This is a genomic window from Lentzea sp. NPDC055074 (assembly GCF_053608005.1).
On the sequence record NZ_JBSGUQ010000016.1, the window covers coordinates 165,792 to 189,465 of the forward strand.

At 69.9% G+C, this 23,674-nt stretch carries 23 protein-coding genes and 1 pseudogene; 14 read left to right on the plus strand and 10 right to left on the minus strand.

The window, feature by feature from the left end; translation table 11 throughout:
• Positions 1–156 precede the first annotated feature (156 nt).
• Positions 157–315: pseudogene (locus tag ACWF7A_RS31225) on the plus strand (RICIN domain-containing protein); the annotation flags it as partial.
• Between the two features lie 67 nt (positions 316–382).
• Here the strand turns inward: ACWF7A_RS31225 and ACWF7A_RS31230 are convergent.
• Together ACWF7A_RS31230 and ACWF7A_RS31235 are read right to left on the minus strand one after the other, a co-directional pair.
• Entirely contained in the window at positions 383–2,044 is a 1,662-nt protein-coding gene (locus ACWF7A_RS31230) for a DEAD/DEAH box helicase (RefSeq protein ID WP_452254081.1), read from the minus strand.
• Between the two features lie 48 nt (positions 2,045–2,092).
• Positions 2,093–5,197: a phosphodiester glycosidase family protein gene (locus ACWF7A_RS31235; RefSeq protein WP_452254082.1), complete on the minus strand. Its 3,105-nt coding sequence runs from the start codon at positions 5,195–5,197 to the stop codon at positions 2,093–2,095.
• A 23-nt stretch (positions 5,198–5,220) separates the two neighbouring features.
• Between ACWF7A_RS31235 and ACWF7A_RS31240 the strand changes: the two genes are divergently transcribed.
• Complete coding sequence (locus ACWF7A_RS31240; protein WP_452254083.1) at positions 5,221–6,069, plus strand: DODA-type extradiol aromatic ring-opening family dioxygenase; 849 nt, start codon at positions 5,221–5,223, stop codon at positions 6,067–6,069.
• A 10-nt stretch (positions 6,070–6,079) separates the two neighbouring features.
• Here the strand turns inward: ACWF7A_RS31240 and ACWF7A_RS31245 are convergent, their stop codons facing one another.
• The gene (locus tag ACWF7A_RS31245; RefSeq protein ID WP_452254084.1) at positions 6,080–6,340 is read right to left on the minus strand and encodes a hypothetical protein; all 261 of its coding nucleotides are present in this window, start codon (positions 6,338–6,340) and stop codon (positions 6,080–6,082) included.
• Complete coding sequence (locus ACWF7A_RS31250; RefSeq protein WP_452254085.1) at positions 6,322–6,741, minus strand: zinc finger protein; 420 nt, start codon at positions 6,739–6,741, stop codon at positions 6,322–6,324. The genes ACWF7A_RS31245 and ACWF7A_RS31250 overlap by 19 nt, the downstream gene beginning before the upstream one ends.
• Here ACWF7A_RS31250 and ACWF7A_RS31255 point away from each other — a divergent pair.
• From ACWF7A_RS31255 to ACWF7A_RS31265, 3 genes are read left to right on the plus strand one after another with little or no spacing between them, the layout of a single operon-like run.
• A complete protein-coding gene (locus ACWF7A_RS31255; RefSeq protein ID WP_452254086.1) occupies positions 6,638–7,468 on the plus strand; it encodes a helix-turn-helix domain-containing protein in 831 nt (276 codons plus the stop codon). The genes ACWF7A_RS31250 and ACWF7A_RS31255 overlap by 104 nt on opposite strands.
• A 10-nt stretch (positions 7,469–7,478) precedes the next feature.
• A complete protein-coding gene (locus ACWF7A_RS31260; protein ID WP_452254087.1) occupies positions 7,479–7,640 on the plus strand; it encodes a DUF397 domain-containing protein in 162 nt (53 codons plus the stop codon).
• Positions 7,641–7,658: 18 nt separating this feature from the next.
• Complete coding sequence (locus tag ACWF7A_RS31265) at positions 7,659–8,516, plus strand: ornithine cyclodeaminase family protein (RefSeq protein WP_452254088.1); 858 nt, start codon at positions 7,659–7,661, stop codon at positions 8,514–8,516.
• Between the two features lie 101 nt (positions 8,517–8,617).
• On the opposite strand, the gene ACWF7A_RS31270 is transcribed toward ACWF7A_RS31265, so the two are convergent.
• Together ACWF7A_RS31270 and ACWF7A_RS31275 are read right to left on the minus strand one after the other, a co-directional pair.
• Complete coding sequence (locus tag ACWF7A_RS31270) at positions 8,618–9,841, minus strand: family 16 glycosylhydrolase (RefSeq protein ID WP_452254089.1); 1,224 nt, start codon at positions 9,839–9,841, stop codon at positions 8,618–8,620.
• Between the two features lie 210 nt (positions 9,842–10,051).
• The gene (locus ACWF7A_RS31275) at positions 10,052–11,509 is read right to left on the minus strand and encodes a trypsin-like serine protease (protein WP_452254090.1); all 1,458 of its coding nucleotides are present in this window, start codon (positions 11,507–11,509) and stop codon (positions 10,052–10,054) included.
• A gap of 131 nt (positions 11,510–11,640) precedes the next feature.
• Here ACWF7A_RS31275 and ACWF7A_RS31280 point away from each other — a divergent pair, with 131 nt between their 5' ends.
• Both ACWF7A_RS31280 and ACWF7A_RS31285 read left to right on the plus strand, forming a co-directional pair.
• Positions 11,641–12,204 carry a TetR/AcrR family transcriptional regulator gene (locus tag ACWF7A_RS31280; RefSeq protein ID WP_452254091.1) on the plus strand — a complete coding sequence of 188 codons (564 nt, stop codon included), beginning with the start codon at positions 11,641–11,643 and terminating at the stop codon, positions 12,202–12,204.
• On the plus strand, positions 12,201–12,764 hold the full coding sequence (locus tag ACWF7A_RS31285; RefSeq protein ID WP_452254092.1) for a hypothetical protein: 564 nt from the start codon (positions 12,201–12,203) through the stop codon (positions 12,762–12,764). Before ACWF7A_RS31280 ends, ACWF7A_RS31285 begins: the two co-directional genes overlap by 4 nt.
• Here ACWF7A_RS31285 and ACWF7A_RS31290 read toward each other — a convergent pair.
• Positions 12,720–13,121: a nitroreductase family deazaflavin-dependent oxidoreductase gene (locus tag ACWF7A_RS31290; protein ID WP_452254093.1), complete on the minus strand. Its 402-nt coding sequence runs from the start codon at positions 13,119–13,121 to the stop codon at positions 12,720–12,722. The two genes, ACWF7A_RS31285 and ACWF7A_RS31290, sit on opposite strands and share 45 nt — an antisense overlap.
• A gap of 21 nt (positions 13,122–13,142) precedes the next feature.
• Positions 13,143–13,919, minus strand: a complete 777-nt coding sequence (locus ACWF7A_RS31295; RefSeq protein WP_452254094.1) for a LuxR C-terminal-related transcriptional regulator — start codon at positions 13,917–13,919, stop codon at positions 13,143–13,145.
• A 95-nt stretch (positions 13,920–14,014) separates the two neighbouring features.
• On the opposite strand from ACWF7A_RS31295, the gene ACWF7A_RS31300 reads away from it, so the two are divergent.
• From ACWF7A_RS31300 to ACWF7A_RS31310, 3 genes are all read left to right on the plus strand, one after another.
• Positions 14,015–15,670, plus strand: a complete 1,656-nt coding sequence (locus ACWF7A_RS31300) for an AMP-binding protein (protein ID WP_452254095.1) — start codon at positions 14,015–14,017, stop codon at positions 15,668–15,670.
• Positions 15,671–15,742: 72 nt separating this feature from the next.
• Entirely contained in the window at positions 15,743–16,558 is an 816-nt protein-coding gene (locus ACWF7A_RS31305; RefSeq protein WP_452254096.1) for an SDR family NAD(P)-dependent oxidoreductase, read from the plus strand.
• Between the two features lie 3 nt (positions 16,559–16,561).
• On the plus strand, positions 16,562–17,743 hold the full coding sequence (locus ACWF7A_RS31310; protein WP_452254097.1) for a hypothetical protein: 1,182 nt from the start codon (positions 16,562–16,564) through the stop codon (positions 17,741–17,743).
• Here ACWF7A_RS31310 and ACWF7A_RS31315 read toward each other — a convergent pair.
• A complete protein-coding gene (locus ACWF7A_RS31315) occupies positions 17,721–18,584 on the minus strand; it encodes an AraC family transcriptional regulator N-terminal domain-containing protein (protein ID WP_452254098.1) in 864 nt (287 codons plus the stop codon). The genes ACWF7A_RS31310 and ACWF7A_RS31315 overlap by 23 nt on opposite strands.
• Positions 18,585–18,613: 29 nt before the next feature.
• Positions 18,614–19,270, minus strand: coding sequence for a nitroreductase family protein (locus tag ACWF7A_RS31320; protein ID WP_452254099.1), 657 nt, complete (start codon positions 19,268–19,270; stop codon positions 18,614–18,616).
• 71 nt (positions 19,271–19,341) lie between these two features.
• On the opposite strand from ACWF7A_RS31320, the gene ACWF7A_RS31325 reads away from it, so the two are divergent.
• From ACWF7A_RS31325 to ACWF7A_RS31340, 4 genes are all read left to right on the plus strand, one after another.
• Complete coding sequence (locus tag ACWF7A_RS31325; RefSeq protein WP_452254100.1) at positions 19,342–20,247, plus strand: LysR family transcriptional regulator; 906 nt, start codon at positions 19,342–19,344, stop codon at positions 20,245–20,247.
• Positions 20,248–20,487: 240 nt separating this feature from the next.
• Positions 20,488–21,729: a helix-turn-helix transcriptional regulator gene (locus tag ACWF7A_RS31330; RefSeq protein ID WP_452254101.1), complete on the plus strand. Its 1,242-nt coding sequence runs from the start codon at positions 20,488–20,490 to the stop codon at positions 21,727–21,729.
• Entirely contained in the window at positions 21,729–22,892 is a 1,164-nt protein-coding gene (locus tag ACWF7A_RS31335) for a response regulator transcription factor (protein ID WP_452254102.1), read from the plus strand. The genes ACWF7A_RS31330 and ACWF7A_RS31335 overlap by 1 nt, the downstream gene beginning before the upstream one ends.
• A 30-nt stretch (positions 22,893–22,922) precedes the next feature.
• On the plus strand, positions 22,923–23,657 hold the full coding sequence (locus tag ACWF7A_RS31340; RefSeq protein ID WP_452254103.1) for a thaumatin family protein: 735 nt from the start codon (positions 22,923–22,925) through the stop codon (positions 23,655–23,657).
• Positions 23,658–23,674 lie beyond the last annotated feature (17 nt).

A 23,674-nucleotide genomic window follows, 5' to 3' on the forward strand; every position in this document is an offset into this window, starting at 1 on the left:
GACCCTCCTGGATGTCGATGTAAGACGCCGCGGCGACGGCGGAAAATTTCCTCGCCTTGGTGCCGCGGCGCTCCTGACTCGGCTTCAGCCAGTTCCGTTGTGGTGGCCCAGCCGGAGCCGGTCACGTAGACCTCGTCGAGCGGCACGCAGCAGTTCGTCTTCACGCAGGGCGGCGACAACACCTACGGCCTGCAGAGCGCGCTGACCTTCCTGTACGTGGACGCTTACGGCAACGCCACGCACAACGGTGCCTTGGTCAAGATGTCCGGCTACAACGGCTTCGAGAACCAGCGGTGGACGCTGGTCGCCTCGTAGAGGCCTGATCCGGCACGCACTCGGCCCCCTCCGGAAGTTCCGGAGGGGGCCGAGTCACGTTCGGGGACTAGCGGGGCTGGCGCTCGCGACGGATCGTCACGCGCTTGCCCTTGATCGTGGCGTCGCGCAGCTGCTCGATCACGTCGTTCGCGGCCGGGCCGGGCACCTCGACCAGCGAGAACCGGTCGGCGATCTCGATCGCGCCGATGTCGCGGCCCTTCAGGTTCGTCTCGCCGGTCAGCGCGCCGACGATGTCCTGCGGGCGGATGCCCGACGAGCGGCCGGCACCCAGGAACAGCCTGGTCATGCCCTCGGACGGGCCACGGCGCTCGCGGCGCGGACCGGCGGGGGCACCATCGCGGCGCGGACGGTCCTCGCGCGGGCGGACCTCCGGGATCTCCTCCTCGTCGGCGGCGGCACCGGAGGCCTCGTGCGCGAGCTTGACCGCGGCGAGCGCGATCTCCATGACGTCGAACTCGTCGGCCAGCGTCTCGACGACGACGCGGAAGCGCGACAGGTCGTCCTCGAGCAGCGACTCGTGCAGCGACGAGCGGGTCAGCTCCAGCTGGCGGGCGCGCAGGTCGGCGACCGTCGGGACCTTCTCGACCGGGATCTTGGTCTTGGTGACGCGCTCGATCGTCTTGAGCATCGAGTTCTCGCGCGGCTCGACCAGGGTGATCGCGACGCCCTCACGGCCGGCGCGGCCGACCCGGCCGATGCGGTGCGTGTACGCCTCGGGCGCGGACGGCACGTTGTAGTTCACGACGTGCGTGAGCTGCTCGATGTCGAGGCCGCGGGCGGCGACGTCGGTGGCCACCAGCAGGTCGGCGGTGCCCGAACGCAGGCGCGACATCACTCGGTCGCGCTGCTCCTGGCTGATGCCGCCGTGCAGCGACTCGGCGCGGTAGCCGCGGCCGTTGAGCGTCTCGGTGAGCTGGTCGACCTCGTCGCGGGTGCGGCAGAAGACGACGGCGGCGGTCGGCGACTCGACGTCGAGCACGCGGCCGAGCGCGGCGGGCTTGTGCTCGCGGCGCACCAGGTACGCGGTCTGCCGGACGCGCGGGGCCTCGCCCGGCTCGGTCTTCTCGCGCTCGATCTGGATCAGCACGGGCTCGCGCAGGTGGCTCTTGGCCATGCGGTCGATGCGCGGCGGCATCGTGGCCGAGAACAGCACGGTCTGCCGCTCGGCCGGCGTCTCGCTCAGGATCGCGTCGATGTCCTCCGCGAAGCCCATGTCGAGCATCTCGTCGGCCTCGTCGAGCACGACGACCTGCAGGTCGCCGAGCTGCAACGTGCCGCGCTGGAGGTGGTCGATGGCGCGGCCCGGGGTCGCGACCACCACGTCGACGCCGCGGGACAGCTCGCGCAGCTGACGGCCGATGGGCTGGCCGCCGTAGATGGGAAGGACGCGAGCGCCCATGTGGCGGCCGTAGCGGTGGACCGCCTCGGACACCTGCACGGCGAGCTCACGGGTGGGGGCGAGGACGAGGGCCAGCGGCTTCTCGCCCTTGCCGATCTTGTCCGCGATGCGTTCGAGCAGCGGCAGCGCGAACGCCGCCGTCTTGCCCGTGCCCGTGGCCGCCTGGCCCAGCAGGTCGTTGCCCGCGAGCAGGGGCGGGATCGCTTCGCTCTGGATCGGCGTCGGCTCCTCGTAGCCCAGCGTGGTGAGTGCGTTGAGGATGTCGGAGCGCAGCCCCAGGTCGGCGAAACCGTTGTCGGCGGTGGTCATGGGGAGTATCTTCCCTCACCGCCTCACATCGCACTCACTCAGACCAGCTCACGGGCTCTCCGCCGCCTCCACGCGCACGTCCGCGCTGCTCGTCACGCCGTTGACCGTGACCGAGATCTGCGCCTGACCAGGCCTGATCCCGACGAGGACGCCGTTGTCCGGTTCGAACCGGGCGACGTGCCAAGGCCGGACCCCGCTCTGCGCGCCCACGTGGACGGCACGTGACCCTTCCCACACCGCGCCCATCGGATAGCGCACCGGCACCGATCGCGAACCCTGTTTCACCGTCGCCGCAACCGTTTCCGCCGTGCCGGACCGCAACGTCGCCGGAGCCAGGACCTGGAGCGCGTCCACGTGCGGGCGGATCTCGGCCCGGACGCCGTTCCCGCTCACGCCGAAGAGCGTCCAGCCGGTGAACCCGCCGGCCTCCGCGGGTGCCTTGCCGGAGTTGCCGTTGATCACGAACGGCACGCCGTCCACAGTGGACGCGAAGAAACCGCCGACGTGCCCGCCGACGAACGCGGTGGGTGCGTCCCGTTCGGACAGCAGTCGCTCGAAATAGGACGCTTCCAGCGGATCGGTGAGCTGGCTCTCGCGGGCGGGGGTGGGGTCTCGCGGCGGGTGGTGCATCAGCACGACGGCCTGGCCCTCGGTCGTGTCCAGCGCGGTGCGGAGCATCTCGACCTGGTCGAGGCCGCCACCCCTGAGCGTGCCGGTCGACGAGTCGAGCAGCACGAACCTGGTGCCCCTGTGGTCGAACGTGCGGTGGGTGGCACCGAACTCGCGGCGGAAGTTCTCGATGGTGCCGGGGCCCATGATCTCGTGGTTGCCCGGCACGTAGTACCAGGGGAGGTCGCCCAGCTCCTCGGTCAGGATCCTGCGGGCGAGCTGCAGGTCGTCCGGTGAGGCCTCGTCGACGAAGTCGCCGTTGACGACGACGAACTCGGCCCCGGAGGCCCTGATCTCCGTCAGCGTGCGGCGAGCCGACCGGGCGAGGGCGCTGTCCGGGTCGCGGGCCACGAACCGGGTGTCGGACAGGACCGCGAACGTCCAGCCCTCCGCTGTGCCGATCACTCCTTCGCGCTGGTGAGGGGGCGGCGGCAGGGTGATCTCGGGCGGCACCGTCGCGACGATGTCGTCGATGACGACCTCGCCCTGGTAGGAGCGGTCGGCCTTGGTCTCGATCGTGGAGAACCGGGTGACCGCGATCGGGAACTCGAGCTCCGGCGGCACCGCGACCTCGACGCGCTGCCAGCCGGTCCAGGTGACGTGGGGGCCGTAGAGCGCGCGGGACTGCCCGGTCGCGTCCGTGACGGTGAAGGCGGTCCACTCGCCCCGGGCGCGGCCGTGGACCCAGGCGGCGAGTCCGAGGGGCTGCCCGTCGACCTGGATCGGCTTCGGCGGGACGGCGTAGGCGGTGCGCGTGCCGGTCGACCGGGTGAAGTCGTAGCCGAGCCTCAGGCCGGGTCCGGTGTGGCCTCGTGGCTCCGGTTCCGCCTCGCCGGTCGCCCTGGCGGACCCGAAGGTCCACTGTGGAGCATCGTCGAACCCGGCGACCGGCCGGTCGTGCACCCCGACGGTGACAGCAGCCCGGGTCTCCTTGCCCCGGGCCCGTGCCGTGATCGTGGTGGCGCCGGGCCTGATCGCCCTGATCCGCAGGTCCGGCGTGACCTCGACGACGCTGCGGTCGTAGGTGAGGTCGAGGTCGGCCCGTTCGATCGGCGCGCTGAAGCCCCTGGCGTCGAAACCGTTGATCCGCAAAGGTTTGCTCTCGCCCTCGTGCAGGCTGACGCGCGTCTCGGCCGGGGCCAGTCCGGCCAGCTCGCCCAGCACGGTGAGCTTCCGCGTCGCGGTCGTGAGGCCGTGGAGAGTGGTGAACGACGCCGGTCCCTCGTTCACCGCGTGGAAGGTGTCGCCGATGGCCCACCCGCCGGTCGCACGCGTGGCGTGCGCGTTGGTGGTCGCCGGTCCGAACGTCTCGTCGTGCCCGCGCACGGTCATCCTGCGTGTCATGCCGGGGAAGACGCGCTGGTCCTCCGTCCGCACGTCGAACCCGGTGAGCCTGCCGGTGCCCGGAGGCGCGTAGAGCGCAAGGCCGTTGGGGACCGGGCGTTCGCCGCCTTCGGAAGGCGTGTTGGCGAGGGTGAGCGCGGTGGTGCCGGGTTCGCGGACGAGCATGGTCGACGAGCCGCCGCCGTCGAGGTTGAGGGCGTTGTGCGCACCGAGCCCGATCATCGCGTCGGCGAGGTCCTTCAGGCTCAGCCCTTGCAGGTGGACGCCCTGCCGCCCGTCGACGGTCAGCATCACCATCTTCTTGCCGTCCTGCGAGAAGCCCACCGCCGTGCGCGGGTGCAGCGGGTCGTGCGGCGCGACGTTGCGGCCGTTCTCGACCAGCGGCTGCCGTCCGCCGATCGCCGTCCTCGGTGTGCTGCCGTCACTGGTGCGGCTCCGATAGGTGATCTCCGCCCTGTCGCCGGGCTGGAGACTTCTGAGGACGTCCGCGCCCTTGCCGCGGCCGACCAGCGCGTACCCCTCGACGGGCCGGTCGCCCGGACTGCCGACGCTCTGGACGACGTCGTCCTTGACGAGCACCTCAGCCGTGTTCACCGCACCTCGCGTAGCGCGCGCTCTGCTGTACGTGCCCCACAACGGGGTGAAGACACCGATCCCGTCCACGTCGATCCGCGCGCTGTTGAGCTGCGTCAGCGCGTACGTGCCGTTGAGCGTGCCTTCGAAGAACGTCTCCATGACGCTGCCCACGCCGGCCGCGTCGATGCCGATCGCCCTGCCGTTGCCCGACTTCCGCGTCCGGCCGTCCTGGATGCCGACGCCCTCGGGTGCCTCGGAGTTGCCGATGTCGAAGAAGTCCCCGTTGACGGCCGCGACGGCTGTCCTCGCCTGCTGCGAGAGCGGCGCCGCCCGCGCCACCGTGCCGGGGTCCACGTACCCGACGTTCGCTCGGGTGAGGTCGACGCTGAGCGCGTCCCCGCGAACCCACCCGTCTTCCTCGAACCAGTCGAACGAGCTGTGCGTGACGCCCGGCGCAACGGGTCTCTCGATCCGTTCGGTCTCGATGCGGCCTTCGGCCCGAGCGGAGTGAACGGGCGCAAGGAGGGCGGCGGCGATGATCACCGCAAGTGCACGTCTCGTCACGCCCCGGAACCTAGACTGGTCCGGTGAAGAATCGCCTGACGGTCTGCGCCTCGCACCTGATCACCCTGCCGAGCGCGCCCTTCGGCCCGGTCCGCGAGGCGATCGCCACCGCCCGCGCCGCCGTCGAGGCGTTCGACCCGGAGCTCGTGGTCTTCTTCGGCACGGACCACCGCCGTGCGTTCCGCGCCGTGGTGCCGACCTTCGCGGTGGTGCTGTCGGCCACCGCACAGGGCGACGTCGCCGGGCCGGTCGGTTCGTACGACGTGCCTTCCTCTTCGGGGCGTGCGTTGGTGGCCGACCTGGTGGAGGGCGAGTTCGACATCGCCACCGCCTACTCGGCTGCCCTGGATCACGCGTTCGGGCACACGACGCGGGACCTGCTGGGCTCGATCTCGGCCAAGCCGGTGCTGCCGGTCTTCGTCAACTGCGCGTCTCCGCCGCACGCCACCTTCCGGCGTGCGGCCTCTCTGGGGCGTCGGGTGGGGGAGTTCTTCGCCGATCGGCGGGTTCTGTACGTCGGGTCGGGTGGGCTGGCGCACGACCTGCCCGGGTTCCGGGAGGCCGAGACCGGGGTGGTGCTGTCGGAGGAGGAGCGGCAGGAGTGGATTCGGTCGGTCAACGCTCGGGCGCGGGCCGAGGGGACCGTCCGGGAGTTGGTGCGGGCCTGGGACGAGGAGTTCCTGGCCGGTGTGGGCGGGAGTGCGTGGGAGTGGCTCGACTCGATCGGGGTGGATCTGGTGGAGCGCGGAGGGAACGGGGCGGCCGAGTGCCTCACCTGGACGGCCGCTTGGGCTGCGGGCGGGCAGCCTTTGCGGACGTTGGCGCACGAGTTCGACACGAGCGGGCGCGCGGTCGTGATGTCGGAGCGGTGAGCCGGTGCGCTCAGGCGGTCGGACCGGCCTCCGGCGACTCCACCGTGCTGAGCACGTCCGCCTCCGCCAGGTAGAGCCGGCCGAGGTCCGTGAGCAACGTGCCGAGTTCCCGGTAATGCTCCGCCCGCTCCAGATCGGGAATCAACCCGCAAGTGCGCAGCATGTTCCGTGCGAGCAGCTCGCCGAACTGTGGATAAGTCTTCACCACCTCACGCGAAAGGCGCTGAAGAGATACGCGCAGCAGGTCTTCCGTCAGGATTTCCGCGGCCATGGCAGAATCCCTTCCGACTCGCGCCAAATGCCGTCGCAGTCCCAGCACGTCGGCCAGACGACCTTGTCCCGCCACAGGCTGAGTTCTTGCGGCACATAAGGATCGCCGCACAGCGTGTCGACGAGCCGCCCCCTGGCCGGCTCGTCGGGGATGGCGTGTCGCAGCCCTTCGTAGGGCGCCCAGTGAAATCTCACAGCATTATTGTGTGTCTTGGAAGAGCTCCAAGCGAACGCCCTTTTGGGTTGTGTTGGCGTCGAACGTTCTGGAATGGCGATGAATGGCGTTACGGTCCTCGCCATGCCGAAAAGATTCTCCACCGCACGAGGTCGTGAGTTCGGTGACGGACTCCGCGCCGCCGTCTCCGCCACGGGCATGACGTCGCGCAAGGTCGCCGAGCTCATCGGCTGGCAGGAAGCCAAGCTGTCGGACGCCCTCAACGGCAAGGGCGGCGTGACGGAGCTGGACCTCGCGCTGCTGCTGGGCGCGTGCCACACGCCGCCGGGCGAGCGGGAACACCTGATGAAGCTGTTCGCCGCGACGAACGTCAAGGGGTGGCTCCAGGAGCACGGGGCGGTCGAACCGATCACGCCGCGCACGCTCGTGGAGCACGAGTCCAGGGCCGAGACGTTGACGAGCTGGCAGCCGCTGCTCGTGCACGGCCTGCTGCAGATTCCCGAGTACGCGCGCGCGGTCATCGAGGCGAACGCGAACGTGCCCAGGAAAGAGGTGGAAGAGCGCGTCTCGGCACGGGTCGCGCGCCAGCAGGCGCTCCAGCCCGGCCTCGAGGCGACGTTCTTCGTCCACGAGTCGGTGCTCTGGACGCCGGTCGGCGGCGAAGCCGTGCTGCGCGCTCAGCTGGAGTACCTGGTGGAGGTCTCGGCGCGGCGGTACGTCGTCATCAGGGTCGTGCCCACGTCGGCCGGGGCGCACGCGGGGCACTCGGGGCCGTTCGACCTGCTGACGTTCGACAAGGTCGAGCCCGTCGTGTTCGTGGAGAGCGAGAACGCCAGCCTGATCGTCGAGGCGGCACTGCCCCTCCGGAGCTACGACCGGGTGATCGAGTCACTCGGCCGGACGGCGTTGGACGAGGAACAATCGGGGAGTCTGCTCGAAGACATGATCGGGTGAGGAGAGCGGGATGGCCGAGTGGCACAAGAGCACCTTCAGCGCGAACGCGAGCTCCTGCGTCGAGATCGCCACCGGCGTCGGCATCCGTGACACCAAGGCTCCCGCCGTCCACGTCGAGGTCGGCCCGGCCGCATGGGCGTTGTTCCTGGGGGCGCTCAAGCGCTCCGGCTGAGTCGTTACCATCCGAACCATGACGATGCCCGCAGCGATCCAGGCCGTGCGAGAAGCGTTCGTCGGGCTCGCCGCGGAGGAGTTCGACCTTCCGCCGCGCCACGCGTTCAGCGACAGCCGGTCGCTCGTCATGGCGGTGCACCACCGGCCCACGAACTCCACGGCGGTCAAGGTCGTCAGCATCGAGGTCGAACGGGATCCGGTCATCGCGGGCACGGTCGTGTACTCGCACCCGGACGGGCAGTTCGTCACGGACGCGGTGTCGCTCACGACGTTGCGCACGGGCGCTGTCGTTGGTGTGGCAACGGATCTGCTGGCCGACGAGGACGCCTCGCACCTCGCACTCCTCGGTGCCGGGGCACAGGCCGCGGACCAGGTCCGGGCGGTGCACGCGGTGCGGCCGTTGAAGAAGCTGGTGGTGTTCAACCGGAACGCCGAGAAGGCCGAGGCGTTGCTGGAGAGTCTGAAGGACGAGCTGCCGGACACGGTCATGGAGGTCGCGGCGCAGGCCGAGGAGGCCGTGCGGGACGCGGACGTCGTGTGCTGTGCGACGGCGTCGACCGTGCCGTTGTTCCGGTGCGACGCGCTCAAGGAACGGGTGCACGTCAACGCGATCGGCTCGTACCGGCCGGTGATGCGGGAGCTGCCCGAGGACCTTCTGGCGACCGCCGGGGTCGTGGTCGTGGACCAGGTCGAGGCGGCGCTGAGCGAGGCCGGGGAGATCATCCGGGCGGTCCAGAGCGGTGTGCTGCGGCTGGAGTCGCTCGTCGAACTCGGTGCGGCGCTGGGGAACCCGCCGTTGCGCGAGGGGCGGACCGTGTTCAAGTCGGTCGGCGTCGCGGTGCAGGACTGGGCCGTGGCAAGGCTTCTGGCCTGATCCCACGAACGAGAAAGCGCTGGACGTGAACCCGTCCGCCGCGGGGGTTCACGTCCAGCGCTGGTCCTGTCAGGTCATGCGCGACCCGACCTGGAGAGACCTCAGACCTGCCACTTCTGGCTGGCGACGCCGAGGCATTCCCAGATGTGCGTTCTCGTGCCGTCGGCGGAGGAACCACCGATGGCGTCGAGGCACTTGTTGGCTTGCGGGTTCACGATGTCCTGTGCCCCGCTGACCGCCCACTGCTGGGCAGCCGAGCCGTTGCAGTCCCAGAGCTGGACCACGGTGCCGTTCGCGGTACCGCCACCGCTGACGTCGAGGCACTTGCCCAGCGCGCGGATCGTGCCGTCACCGGGACGGCTCCACTTCTGGGCGGCGTTGCCGTTGCAGCCGACGATCTGGATGGGCGTGCCGTTGGCCGTGTTGGCCCACGGGACGTCGAGGCACTTGCCGCCGATGCCGCGGATCTCCGAGCCACCGCCGACAGGCGGGGTGTCGGTGGAGGAGGCGCGGACCCAGTCGATCACGAGCTGCTGCGGGAACGTCGTGCTGGCGTCCGGGTAGCCCGGCCACTCACCACCGACCGCGAGGTTGATGATGATGAAGAAGGGCTTGTTGAACACCCACGGGTTGCCGTTGACGTCCGTCGGCGTGTTGCGGGCGTAGACGTTGCCGTCCACCGACCACGTGATCTCGCCGGGCTTCCAGTCCACTGCGAAGTTGTGGAAACCGTCGGAGAAGTTCGGGCCGTTGTAGGCGTGGGACTTGCCGCCCGCGCCGGAGTAACCAGGACCGTGGATCGTGCCGTACACGGTGTTCGTCTGGTGTCCCAGGAACTCCATGATGTCGATCTCGCCCGAGCCGGGCCACGGGTTACCGGTGTTGATGTCGGCGCCGAGCATCCAGAACGCCGGCCAGATTCCCTTGCCGCGCGGCATCTTCATGCGCGCTTCGAACCGGCCGTAGGTCTGGGTGAACTTGTTCGCGGTGTTGATGCGCGCGGACGTGTACTGGCACCGCCCGTACCAGCAGTTGTAGTTGCCGGGGTTCTCCTTCTTGGCGGTGATGACGAGGTTGCCCTGGCCGTCGTGCGCCGCGTTGGAGGTACCCGACTGGTACCACTGGTGTTCCCTGTTGTTGCCGTTGTTGTTGCCCACTTCCATGTTCCACTTGCCACCGTCGACGCCGGCGCCGGCGGGAGCGTTGAACTCGTCGGCCCAGGTCACCGCCGCGTTGGCAGGGGGAGCTTGGCTGGTGGTGGCGACGGTGATCCCTGCGGCCACCATCAAGGCAGCGGCAAGGGCCGTCCCGATGCGTCGCTGCATCGAACCGACCTTTCCGGGTGTTGAGTTGTGCGCCCAGTGGTTCGGAAGTGTTGTCGCGCCGTGACCCTCGGTCAACGTGTAAAGGTTTTCACGAATTTGTCAGATGAGAGCGCTCTCAAGGGATCTAGCTCGCTGCCAGCGCATTTAAGGCTGCTTAAGTCGAAGACGCGTCTCCGGAGGGCCTGGAACCAGGCCCTCCGGAGACGGTGATCAGCCCTGCGGAGTGGTGATGACGTTGAAGACCGACCCGCCGCTGATCTGGCGAGCGCTGAGGTCCTCGAGGATCGTCGAGAGTGGCGAGTAGTTGTTCAGCTCGCCCAGTTGGCAGGCGCCGCTACGGGCCTGCTGGCTGCCGTTGAGGATGCCGAGACCCGCTTTGGTGACCTGGCTGAACAACGGGCCGCCGCTGTCGCCGTTCCTCGCGCACACGTCGGTGTTGATGCCGACGTCGGTCGAGAGGACCCGGCCGCACCGGGTCCCCACGAGGTAGCCCTCACCGGCGCCGCTGTCGACGGAGTCCGGGTAGTTCACCGCGCTGGAACCCGAACCGGTGGCGCACACGACCGCGCCCGTCAGGATCCCCGACAGCGGGGTGACCGAGGTGATCTCCTGGTTCTGGGAGGTCGCCTGCGGGCCGCACGGGGTGTCGCCGTTGCTGTCCAGGCCGCCGTTGCGGCAGTACTTGAGGACCGTGTTGCGGTTGGTCTGGCCCTCCAGCCACGTGTTCGCAGTGGCGGCGTCGACGTACCTCACGGCGTTGTAGTCGTACGGGTAGGCGTTCTTCCAGACGTAGCGCTGCTCCAGGATCGGCTGGGTGTTGTGCCGGGTGGGCGTGCCGTTCGTCTTGCTGCTCACGCAGTGGCCCGCGGTCAGCACCCAGGGGACACCGGGGAACGCGCCACCCGTGGTGCGCAGGTTGAACCCGACGGTGCACCCGCCCCAGGTAGGAGTCTCATTGGGGGCCGCGTCGCGCTGCATGTCCAGGCGAAGGCCGCCGCGCATGGGGCCGTAGTTCGTGCAGTAGAGCGGGTGGCAGAAACCCCAGTCGACGGGATCGACCGACGAGTACGGGGTCGGCTTCTGCAGGACGCGGGCCGAGATGAGGCTCGGGTCGGCGTCGAACGTGCGCATCTCCGTCTCGGCGGGCACGCCGGGCTTCTTGAGCCAGGAGCGTTCCCAGACCACCACGCGGTTCTCGGTGGTGCTGACGGCCGGCAGGTACACCGAGTCGGCGCCGGCGCCGACCTGCCTGCTGATGCGCTCCTGGGCCGATTGCAGCGTGGCCAGCGAGTTCTTGACCGTGCGCACGTCGACGTTGGCGCGGTCGGGCAGTGCCGCGATGTGGCGTTGTGCGGCAACGGGTTTCGTCATGGCGACGACGAGCTTGCCGCCCGCCTGCTGGTCGATCCACATGCCGCCGTACTCGCCGGCGGCCTCCTTCTTCAGCGTGGCCTCGAGCTTCTCCGCGTCGTTCTGGAGCTCGAGTCTCCGCAGCGCCTCGCGCTCGCTGACTCGGTAGGTCTGCGTCAGGTACTCGATCGACTCCTTGACGGAGCTCGGGTCGATCGAGGTGTGCAACGTCGGACCGGCGGTGGCCGGTGCAGCCGTGAAGGTCGCCGCGAACAACGCGCTCGCGGAGACCGCCCCCAGGATCTTGGCTAATCGCAATGGATTCTCCTTGCCGATGCGAATGACCTGACCTTCATAGCGCTGCGGGCACGAACTCCGCCGGGAATCCGCAAGATCTCCACAAAACCTGTCCTGGACACTCACGGGCTAATGCTGTTAGCTTTTGAGCTATGGCAGTTCGTCCACGTCTCACCACCGCCAAGGTCGTCGACGCCGCACTGGAGCTGGTCGACGAGCAGGGAGCCGGCGCACTGACGCTCGCCGCCGTCGCCGCACGGACCGGTGTCGCCACACCCTCGCTGTACAAGCACGTCGCGAGCCTCGGCGAGCTCCGGGGCCTGGTCGGAGTGCGCCTGATCGAGGAGATGACGGTCCGCTTCACCGACGCGGTCCTGGGCCTGTCGGGCGACGCGGCGGTGGGCGCGTTGATGCACTCCTACCGCGCGTACGTCCAGGAACACCCGAAGCGGTACCCGGCCATGCCGATGGATCCGCTGCACGACGAACTGCAGCGCGCGGCCGGCCTGAAGTTCATGGAGGTCATGCTCGCCACCCTGCGCGGCTACGGCCTGGAGGGCTCGGCCGCCATCCACGCCACGCGGCGGCTGCGGGTGATCGTGCACGGCTTCGCGTCGATCGAGTCCGGTGGCGGCTTCGGCCTGCCGGAGGGCCTCGACGACACCTACGACCAGCTCGTCCGGATGTACCTCACCGATCTCAGGGGGCAATCGTGAAGTGGACGCTCACCGCCGCAGGCCTGCTCTTCCTGCTGTACCCGGCTTCAAGACCTTGGCACGACGAGACGACGGCAGCGGGAGCCGCGGCCTCGATGGGGTCGACCGCCTGGGTCCTGTCGCACCTGTTCGCGATGATCGGCTTCATCCTGGTGCCGATCGCGTTGCTGGAGATCCACCGCAGGGCCGCGATCACGTTCTGGGCCGGCGCCGGACTCACGCTGCCGTACTACGGCGCAGAGGACTTCGGCCTGCACGCGATCGCGCAGCAGCCGAACCTCCTTGAACTGGCCGAGTCCGTGCGCTACAACCCTTTCGCCGTCACGATGTTCGGGGTCGGTCTCGTCACCATGGGCGTCGCGGCGGTCATGGTCGCGCTGAAGCTGCGCACCACGGCGGCGATCGTGTTCGCGGCCGGGTTCGCGCTGTACCTGCCGCAGTTCTTCACGCCTCCGGCGGCGCGCATCGCCCACGGTGTGCTGATGATCGTGGGCTGCGTGTGGCTGGCGTGGGACTCAGCGCGCAGTGAGGCGGAAGATCCTCAGCTCGCGACCGCCTGAGCGCTCCACGTAGTCCTGGAACGCGGGCCAGGCCGTCACCATGCGGGTCCAGGCGGCCTCCCGCTCCGCGCCTTCGAGCAGCGTGCCCCGCACATCGCGGACGTCGCCGCGCACGTTCACCTGGATGTCCGGGTTCTTCAGCAGGTTCGCGGTCCACGCGGGGTGGTGCGGCTTGCCCCAGTTGGAGCCCACGACGAGCATCGAGTCGCCGTCGGCCACGTACTGGACCTGGTTCTCTCGCCGCTCACCGGACCTCGCGCCGACGGTGATCAGCGTCAGCCCCGTCTGCTTCGACAGGGAGACGAGGGTGAACTTGCCGCCGGTCAGCTTGTAGAGCAGGCGATCGGTCCCGATCACGGCCTTCTCCATCAACGACACTCAGAGCGCTCCCGTCGACCTCGCCGCGTGGACGGCGGCGGTTCTGTTGTGCACCCCCAGCTTGCGCATCGCGCCCCGGAGGTAGGCCTTGACGGTTTCGGTGCTCAACCCGAGCTCGGCGGCGATCTCCCGGTTGGACGCACCGACCGCGGCCAGCCGCAGCGTATCGAGTTCCCGCGGCGTCAGGCCGGTCGGGACGCTGACGGGGGCCTCGCCGCCGAGGTTCTGGTGGACCTTGCGGAGTCGTTCGCGCAGCACCGGGTCTCCGACGAGCTTGGTGACCTCGGCCAGCTCGCGAAGTGCGGCCTGCGTGTGCAGTGTCTGATTCTGAGGGAAAGGCATGTCCAGGTCCTGTGCGAATCCCTGTGCGATGGCGCCGGCCATCCTGATCGCCCGGTCACCGACGGTCGCTCGTCCGCGCACGGCTCCGTAGAGCACGCCGTGCACGGTGCCGCGAACGGTCACCGGGTAGGCGAACACCGAGGTCAGACGTTCGTTCACCACCACCATCTGGTCGAACTCGTGGGTGATCGCGCGCGTGCTGGCGTAGTCGTTGACGCGGACCGCGGTGCCCAGGGCGATCGCGGTGCCGCCGAGTCCCCGGCCCGTGCCGACGCGCAGTCCGTGCAACGACGTGCCGTGCGTGCCGTGGAAGCTGCTCAGCAGCAGCTCGTGGCCGGGCACGACCGCGCCGCCGAACACCACGGGCAGCCCGGTGGCGCGGCGGAGCATGTCCAGGCGTTGCGGGAGCAACGTCTGGAAGCGGTCTGGCAGCACGTCCAGCAGTTTCGCTGACGGTCGCACCCTCGAAAAGGGGTACACCCCCATCCGGGGGTATCCCCGCGGCCCCGGTCCTCCCCACCCTCTGCGACATGTCCAGTCACGACGTCTACCGCGCGGCCCGCGACCTGATGCTCACGGACCCCGACGCGTTCACCTGGCCGAGCTTCGACGGCGCCTTCAACTGGGCGCACGACTGGTTCGACGTCATCGCCGAGGGCAACACCACCACGGCGCTGCACCTCGTCGAGGAGGACGGCTCCGAGCGCGCCTACTCGTTCGAGGAGCTGCGCCGCCGTTCGAACAGCGTCGCGCGCTGGCTCGCGTGGCAGGGCGTCGGCCGGGGCGACAGCGTGATGATCATGCTGGGCAACCAGGTCGAGCTGTGGGAGTCGATGCTCGCGGTGATGAAGCTCGGCGCGGTGATCATGCCGACGACCACCGCTCTCGGCCCCGCGGACCTAGCCGACCGGCTGCACCGGGGTTCCGTGCGGCACGTGATCGCGCGGGTCGAGGACGCGGACAAGTTCGCCGAGGGACCCGTGCTGATCTCCGTCGGCGGCACGGCGGCGGGCCGGCTCGACTACGCGGAGGCGGCCGAGGCGCCCGAGAACCCGTTGCCGCACCCGAAGACCAGCGCCGACGACCGGCTGCTGCTGTACTTCACCTCCGGCACGACCAGCCGTCCGAAGCTGGTCGAGCACACCCAGGTCTCGTACCCCGTCGGGCATCTGACGACCATGCACTGGATCGGCGTGAAGCCCGGCGACGTGCACCTCAACATCAGCTCGCCCGGCTGGGCCAAGCACGCCTGGAGCTGTTTCTTCGCGCCGTGGATCGCCGAGGCGACGATCTTCGTCTACAACTACGCGCGCTTCGACGCGGCCGCGTTGCTCGGCCAGATCCGGGCGAAGGGAGTGTCGACGTTCTGCGCGCCGCCGACGGTGTGGCGGATGCTCATCAAGGCCGACCTCAGCGGCGGGCCGGGCGGGCTGCGCGAGGTCGTGGCCGCCGGTGAGCCGCTCAACCCCGAGGTGGTCGAGCAGGTCCAGAAGCAGTGGGGCCTCACGATCCGCGACGGCTTCGGCCAGACCGAGACCACGCTGTCGGTCGGCAACGTGCCGGGCGCGCCCGTGAAGCTCGGGTCGATGGGACGGCCGCTGCGGGGCGTCCCGATCGTGCTGGTGGACCCGATCACCGGCGCACCGGCCGAGGAGGGCGAGATCTGCGTCGACCTGGGTGAGCGGCCGATGTCGCTGATGGTCGGCTACTTCGGCGACGAGGAGCGCAACGCCGAGGCCATGGCCGGCGGTTACTACCACACGGGCGACATCGCGAGCCGCGACGAGGACGGCTACCTGTTCTACATCGGGCGTACGGACGACGTGTTCAAGGCGTCGGACTACAAGATCTCGCCGTTCGAGCTGGAGAGCGTGCTGATCGAGCACCCCGCGGTCACCGAGGCGGCGGTGGTGCCCGCACCGGACCCGCTGCGGCTCGCCGTGCCCAAGGCGTACGTGGCGCTGAGCCCGGGCTGGGAGCCCGACCGCGAGACGGCGCTGCGGATCCTGCGGCACGCCCGCGAGAACCTCGCGCCGTTCCAGCGGATCCGGCGGCTCGAGTTCTACGAGCTGCCGAAGACCGTCTCGGGCAAGATCCGCCGCGTCGATCTCCGCACGCGGGAGGAGAAGGGTGCCGGCAGCACCGGGGAGTGGCGGGACGACCAGTTCCCGGAGTTGCGGACCTGACCTCGACGGCCCTGGCGTGGCGGAGCGATCACTGGAAGCGTGAGGTGCTTCCGACGACAGGGGAGCACGAGCATGGTCCGCAAGATCTCAGGGCGTCCGGCGGTGATCACCGGGGCGGCCTCGGGAATCGGCCGCAGCCTCGCGCGGCGGTTGTCCCGGCACGGCTCGCCGGTGATCATCGCCGACGTCGACGAGATCGGCCTGGAGGAGACCGCCGCGTCGCTGAAGGGCCCGGTGCTCAGCCGGATCCTGGACGTGCGGGACGCCGACGACGTGCAGCGGTTCGCCAAGGAGGTGCAAGCCTGGCTGGACCTGCCGCTCGCGGCCGTGTTCAACAACGCGGGCGTCGCCACGTCCACGAGCGTGCTGAACTCCGTGGCGGAGGACGACGCCTGGCTGTTCGACATCAACTACTGGGGTGTCGTCAACGGCACACGCGCGTTCCTGCCGTTGCTGGTCAAGCAGAACTACGGCGTCGTCGTGAACACCTCCAGCGTGTTCGGGCTGTGCGGCATGCCGAACCAGAGCGCCTACTGCGCCGCGAAGTTCGCCGTCCGCGGCTTCACCGACTCGCTGCGGCAGGAACTGCGCGGCACCGGCGTCTCGGCCGTGGCCGTGCACCCCGGTGGCATCAAGACCAACATCGTCCGCAAGGGGCGCTTCCACGCCGAGCTCGACGAGCAGGGCCGGTCGCTGGAGCAGATCGCGGCGGACTTCGACAAGATCGCCCTGACCACCCCGGACAAGGCCGCCGAGGTCATCCACCGGGGCGTCGAGAAGGGCAAGTCGCGGATCCTGGTCGGGCCGGACGCGTACGTGTTCGACGCGCTCGCCCGCATCACGCCGACCCACTACTACTCCATCATGGCGCGGCTGTTCGAGCGGTGAGGCATGATCCACCGCATGATCTCCCCGGCGGTGGTGCGGCGAACCGAGCAGTGGTTCGTCCGGCAGGGCGCGCCGACGATGATCGAGGGCTACGGCTTCCGGTCGCACGTGCTGCCGCGGATGCTGCCGGCGCTGACGTTCGTCGCGGTCGGCAGCTTCGCCTGGCTGGTGCTGCAGCAGTCCACGGGCCTGTCCCGAGGGGTGCTGCTCGGTGTGATCGTCGCCGTGATGGTCTCGGCGTGGGTCCTGCTCTCATTGTTCGTGCGGCGGATGCCGAGCTTCTCGCCGCGGATGACGGTGCTGGTGCTGGTGGTCTACGCGGTGATCCCGGTGATCACACCGTTGATCCAGTACGCGCTGGAGATCCGGTTCATGGCGCCGGACGGGGACGACCACCCCGAACCGGTGTGGGGCGCACTGGCCTGGTTCGTCGTCGTGTTCGTGCTGGCGTTCGTGGCGACGATGCTCGCCACGACCTACGGGCTGGGCGCGTTGCTGAAGGCGGCCATCCGGCACGTGATCGCGGACCTGCGCAACAGCGTGCACCTGATCGGGCGGGCGTTGCCGCCGATGCTGTTCGTGACGCTGTTCCTGTTCTTCACCGGTGAGCTGTGGCAGGCGATGAACCGGCTGCTCTGGCCGCGGGTCAGCCTGGTGGTGCTGCTGTTCGCCTCGATCACGGTGCTCGCCGCGGCCGCCCGCCTGCGTGACGAGATCGGCCGGGTCGAGCAGGACCTGCGGCCGGAGGTGCTCTCCGTCGCCTGCAAGGGCACCCCGCTGTCCGGGGTCGAGATCGCGGAACCGTTGCCGCCCAAGCGGTTGAACGGCCGTCAGTCGCGCAACCTGCTGGTGATGCTCGCGATCAGGCAGCTCGTGCAGGCCGCCGTGATCGGGCTCTCGCTGTTCGTGTTCTTCGTGATCCTCGGCCTGATCGTCGTCACGCCGGAGATCGCCGAGCAGTGGATCGGAGCACCGGCGATCGAGTCGATGATTCCCGGTGTCCCGTCGGCGATGCTGCGCAACGCCACGCTGTTCGCGGCGTTCGGCAGCATGTACTTCTCGGTGATCTCCATGAGCGACGCCGATCACCGGCGCCAGTTCTTCGCGCCCGTGATCGAGAAGGTCGAGCGGACGCTGGAGGTCCGCGCGGTCTACCTGGACGTCAGAGAGCGTGCTGGAGCGTGAGCTTCGCGTCCTGGCTGGGCGGCGCGCCGAACTGACGGCGGTACTCGCGGCTGAACTGCGACGGGCTGTCGTAGCCGACGCGGTGGCTGACGCTCGTCACGTCCCTGGTCGTCGCGAGCAGCAACCTGGCCTCCTGCAGGCGGATCTGCTTCTGGAACTGGATCGGGCTCATCGCCGTGACGGCCTGGAAGTTGCGGTAGAACGCCGACTCGCTCATGCCCGCGATCCGCGCGACGTTCCCGACCTTGAACGACTCGGCGTAGTTCTCCCGGATCCACCGGACGGCCTTCGCGATGTGGCTCAGGCTGCTGTCCTGCGCGCCGAGCTGGCGGACCGCCGCGCCCTGCTCGCCGGTCATGACCCGCCAGAGGATCTCCCGCTTGACCAGCGGGGCGAGCGCCCGCGCGTCCCTCGGACGGTCGAGGAGTCGGGCGAGCCGGGTGACCGCGTCGACCAGCTCGGGGGAGGCGTCGCTGACGGCCAGGCCCTCCGGGGTGCCGGTCGGTTTCGGGAAGTCGTCGGCCAGCAGCAACTCCGCGACCGTCCCGGGGTCGAGGACCAGGCCGAGGCCGAGCGCGGGTTCGGACGGGCTGATGTCCACGTAGTTGCCGGTGATCGGCATGTCGATCGACGCCACCAGGTACTGGCCCGCCCGGTAGTCGTAGACGCGGTCGCCCAGCGCGATGCGTTTGCGGCCCTGGGCGACGAACGCGAGGATCGTGCCGGTCATCGACGGCGCGGGCGGACCGCCCACCGTCGTCCTGGACACCAGCACGTCCGGGATGGACGTGGTCAGGTCCGGGCCGGCGTGCTTGCTGATCAGCGCGCGCAGTTCGTCCACGGTCCCGATGGTCCCCTCCAGCGGGACGATCAGGCAAGTGTGAGAGCTTCGGAGAGGGGTTTGCGGCGCAGGTCCGGCACCTCGCAGTCGTCCGCCGGGTAGCCGACCGGGAAGAGGACGTAGGCCCGCTCGCCGGGGCGTCCGAGGAGGTCCTGCAGGAACGTCATCGGGTTCGGGGTGTGCGTGAGGGTCGCCAGACCCATCGAGTGCAGCGCCGCGATGAAGAAACCGCAGGCGATGCCGACGCTTTCGTTGGTGTAGTAGGTCTTGCGGCCGTCCTGCTGCTTCTGCGCGAACGCGACCACCAGCCAGGGCGCGACCTCCAGGAACTCCTTGGTCGCGTCGGTCTCCAGGTGGGCGAGCGCCGCGCGCCATTCCGGGATCTCGCGCTCGTGGTAGAAGCGGTGTTCCTCTTCCTCGGCCGCGGCACGGATGCGGCGCTTGAGGTCCTGGTCCTGCGTCGCGACGAACCGCCACGGCTGCTGGTGCGCGCCGCTCGGGGCGGTGTTCGCGGCCTGGACCGCGAGCTCGATCGCCTCCACCGGCACGGGATCGGGGGAGAACCAGCGCACGGACCGGCGCGCGTCGAGCAGGCGGTGGAACGCCCTGCCGCGGCCGAGTCCCTCCTCGATCGGCAGGCGCGGTGGTGTGTACGGGAGGAACGGGTGGGTGTGCGGTCGGGTCACTTCCCGGACGATGCCGGGCCGCCATTGTTTTGGCCAGTTCACATTTCTCCAGTCAGTTATAAGCTCGGCTCATGAATCTGCCCAACGTGACGGTGCGGCAGCTCGAGTACCTGATCGCGGTGGCCGAGACGGGCTCGCTCACCGCGGCCGCCGCGCGGTGTCACGTGTCGCAGGGCGCGATCTCGCTGGCGTTGAGCGAGCTGGAACGGGTGCTGGACCTCCGGCTGGTCGTCCGGTCGCCACGCCGGGGTGCCGCGCTGACGGCCGCGGGGACGCAGGTGCTCGTCGACGCCCGCCGCGTCGTCGGGGCGATGGGGGAGCTCGGGGCCGAGGCGCGCGGGCTGAGCCGGCAGGTGAGCGGTGTGTTGACGGTCGGCTGCTACGCGCCGATCGCGCCGTTCCACCTGCCCGCGGCGATCGCGACGTTCGAGCGGGCGCATCCCGGGGTGTCCGTGCGGTTCGTGGAGGGGAGCCTGCCGGAGATCGGGGAGGACCTCGTCGCCGGACGGTGCGAGATCGCGTTCCTCTACGACCAGGACCTGGTGCCGGGGATCGCGACCCGCACGTTGTACGACCTGCCGCCGAAAGTTCTCCTGCCCGCCCGCCATCGTTTGCGCCGGCGCCGCGCGGTCGCGTTGCGGGAACTCGCCGAAGATCATTTCGTGTTGCTCGACGTGCCGCCGAGCGAGCAGTACTTCCGTTCGGTGTTCGCGGCGGCGGGCGTCGAGATGGTGGTGACGCACCGGGCGCGCAGTTTCGAGCTGGCGCGGTCGCTGGTGGCCCGGGGCATCGGCTATTCGATGACCGTGCAGCAGCCCGCCGTGAGCGCTTCGTACGAGGGACTCGAGGTGGTGGCGGTGGGGTTGCGCGACGTCGTGCCGACCACACCCGTGGTGCTCGGGTGGGCCGCGGGAGGTCCGCTGACGCGGCGTGCGCAAGCGTTCGCCGAGCACTGCTCGGAGCTGTTCCGCTTCTAGTGGATCACCTCGGAACGGTGCCGGGGGAATTCGCGGCACCACGAGGTGCCCTGCTGAGCGTGGATCACCTCACCACCGTTCCGAGCCGCACCACTGCACGTCAATTCCTTTGAATACTCCCATCATTCCGATTTGCCAAGTGGTGCAATCGATCGGTGAATGCCGGTATGGTCCAGACCAGGTGGCTCACCAATCAAGACGTTGGCACCGCGTATCAATTGGCCGGAAGGGCACTGTCGAATGACGAACAGTGGTCTGCTCGACGAGGTTCGCCGCACCCGGTTCGCACTCGTCCGAAATGGACGCTGGAACGAAGCCGATCTACTGGCCGAGAAGGCGGTGGCCGACGGTCTCGAACCGGACGCGCTCACCTATCTGCCGGGCAACCCCGGCCCGTGCCGGCGGGCGCTCGTGTTCGGTGCGGTGCAGGCGGCGAACCGCGGCACCGGCCGTGCGGGGGCGGTCGCGGTCGCGCGGCACGTGCTCGCGGAACCGGTCGACGACGGCACGTTCTGGCAGGCCGCGACGGTCTTGATCCATTCTGATGAGATCGCTCTCACGCACCGGCGGTGGATCGCGGCCACGGGGGTCGGCCGAGACGCCCACGACCTGCTCGGTGGACGGATCGTGCTGCGGCGCGGCGATCCTCGCGCGGCGGTCCGGCTGCTGGCGCGCGGTGTCCGCCCACGTCTGCGGGTGGTCGCGGCCGCATGGCTGGTCCTGGCGCTCGTCGAGGCCGGTGAGCTCGACCGTGCGCGCTCCGTGCTGGAGGACGCGCCCTCAGACGCCGGGCACCCGGACGGCGCCGAGCTGTGCTTCGCCCGCGGCAGGCTCCTGCTGGCCGAGGGGCAGAGCGCCGCGGCGCTGGACGAGTTCCTCGAATGCGGGCGGCTGCTCGCCCTCTGGGGCGTCGTCAACCCCGCGGTGCTTCCGTGGCGTTCGTCGGCGGCGCTGGCGGCCGCGGACACGGGAGACCTGGTGCTGGCACGGGTCTGCGCCGACAAGGACCTGGTCGCGGCGAGACGGTGGGGCGCGCCCCGCGGTGTCGGGCTCGCCCTGCACGCCTCGGCGCTGGCACGCGGAGGTGACGACGTCCTGCTGGAGGAGGCGATCACCGTCCTGACGGCGGGGGAGGCCCTGCGCGCACGTCACGACCTGGCCCAGCTCCTGCTCGCACGGGGTGAGATCGAGCGGGCCCGAAAGCACGCCCGGTACCTGCGGCAGGCCGCGTTCTGTCCTCAGTGGACCCGGGCGGCGGACGCGCTGGCGTCGCGGCTGTTGCGGAAGGACGGCGAAGCCGCGTTGAGCGGGCAGGAACGCAGGATCGCCCTGCTGGCCAGGGCGGGGAGGTCGAACCGCGAGATCGCCGCCGAGCTGGGGCTGGTGCTGCGCACCGTCGAGTTCCACCTGACCGCCGTCTACCGCAAGATGGGGGTGGCGGGCCGACCGGGGCTCCGCCGGGCGTTCGTCCCCACCGCGTGATGGGCGAGCGGTGCCCGGCGGACGTCGCCGCCGGACTGCTGGCCGCGGGGGAGCACTGGACCGACGCCGTCGAGGCGGCCGAGCAGGCGTTGGCGTGCCCTGACTGCCGCAAGAGCGCACGGTGCATGTCGCGGGCGTTGGGCACGCTGGTCTGCGCGGGTGAGCTCGTCGCCGCCGACGCGCACAGTCTCGTTCTGCTCGACGAGAGTCCCGGTGACCACGTGCTGCTCACCCGTGCCTGCGTCGCCCGCCGCACCGGCGACCTGGCGAGGCACTCCTCGTTGCTCGCGCTGCTGCGGCACGACGACGCCGAGATCCGTCCGCTCGTGCTGCTCTGGACGGTGGAGCTGCTCGTCGCGCGTGGGGACCCGCGCGGTGCCGAAGCGGTGCTGCCCGGCCGCAAAGGCGGTCCGTTGCTGGTGGAGGCCGAGGCGGTGGTCGCGATGGCGCTGGGCCGCCCGCAGGACGCCCTGGAAGGCCACCTCGCGTGCGGGCGGGCGTTGGCGGAGGCCGGGATCGTCAACCCCGCCGTCCTGCCGTGGAGGTCCCGGGCCGCACGTGCCGCGCTGGCGTGCGGCGACGCCGGGGAGGCACTGCGGCTGGCGATGGAGGAGCACGCCGCCGCGGCCCGCTGGGGCGAACCCAGGGCGCTCGGCTGGAGCCTGTCGGCCGTGGCAGGGGCGAGCCCTCCCCACGGTGAGGACCTGATGGTCTACGAGCGCGCGATCCGGTTGCTGGGCATGGCGCACGCCCGGATGGACCTCGCGGAAGTCCTGTGCGACTACGGCGACCGCCTCACGGCACACGGCAAACAGGCGGCGGCGTCGGAGATCTACGCGCGGGCGCACGCCACGGCCCTCGACGTCGGTGACACCGTCCTCCTGCGGCGGATCGAGGAGTCCACGAGCGGTGCCGCGGCCCTCGAACCGGTGCTGACGCCCGTCGAGGCCGAGGTCGCCCGGCTCGTGTGCACGGGTTTGAACAACAAGGAGATCGCGGCCCGGCTCTCGATGGCGACGCGGACCGTTGAGCTCCACCTGACCAGGGTCTACCGCAAGCTCGGGCTGTCGGGCCGCCGCGAGCTGCGGGCCACCCGTTGGGCCTGGCTCCACCACGAAACCTTGCGGACCGACCGTGGTGCCCCGGGAGGTTTCCCCGAGTGATCGTGGAGGCCCGAGGGAGGGAGCCCGCAGATGCCCACACGACTACTCGCGGCCCTGTTCGCACTCGCTTTCGCCGTCTCCGGCGTGACCACCGCGAACGCGGCGATCGACCACACCGTCACCCTGGTCAACAACACCGGCCAGACGATCTGGGTCGGCAGCACCGTCAACGCGGACGGCTCACGGGCGTTGACGAACCTGCCCGTGCTGCACAACGGCCAGTCCGCGACCATCACGATCCCCGAGACCGCCTCGCCCGGCCACTGGCGCGGCACGTTCTTCGCCCGGCAGGGGTGCACCGGCACGTCCGGCTCCACCTTCCGTTGCGCGGTCGGCGACTGCGGTGTCCAGGCGGCCCGCTGCGTCACGGGTGAACAGCCGGCGAGCCTCGCGGAGTTCAACTTCGACACCCGCGACCGGCTGGCGCCCTGGTACAACGTCAGCTACGTCAACGCGTTCTCCGTGCCGGTGAGCATCTCGCCGGTCAACGCGACCGGGCCACCGGGCTCGTGCGGCACCGCCGGGTGCACCACGAACATGTTGCCGCAGTGCAACCCCGCGTACGTCAAGTACGGCGCCAACGGTCAGCGCATCAACTGCGTCAACCCCAACCGGGACGCGCAGACCGACTACAGCAACACCATCAAGTCGCGCTGCCCCAAGGCCTACGCGTGGTCGAAGCAGGACACCGAGCCGGGCAACCAGACCGTGTTCCAGTGCGCGAACTGCAGTGGCTTCAAGGTCACGTTCCACTCCGTGGCCTGAGCCCGTTCTCCCATCCC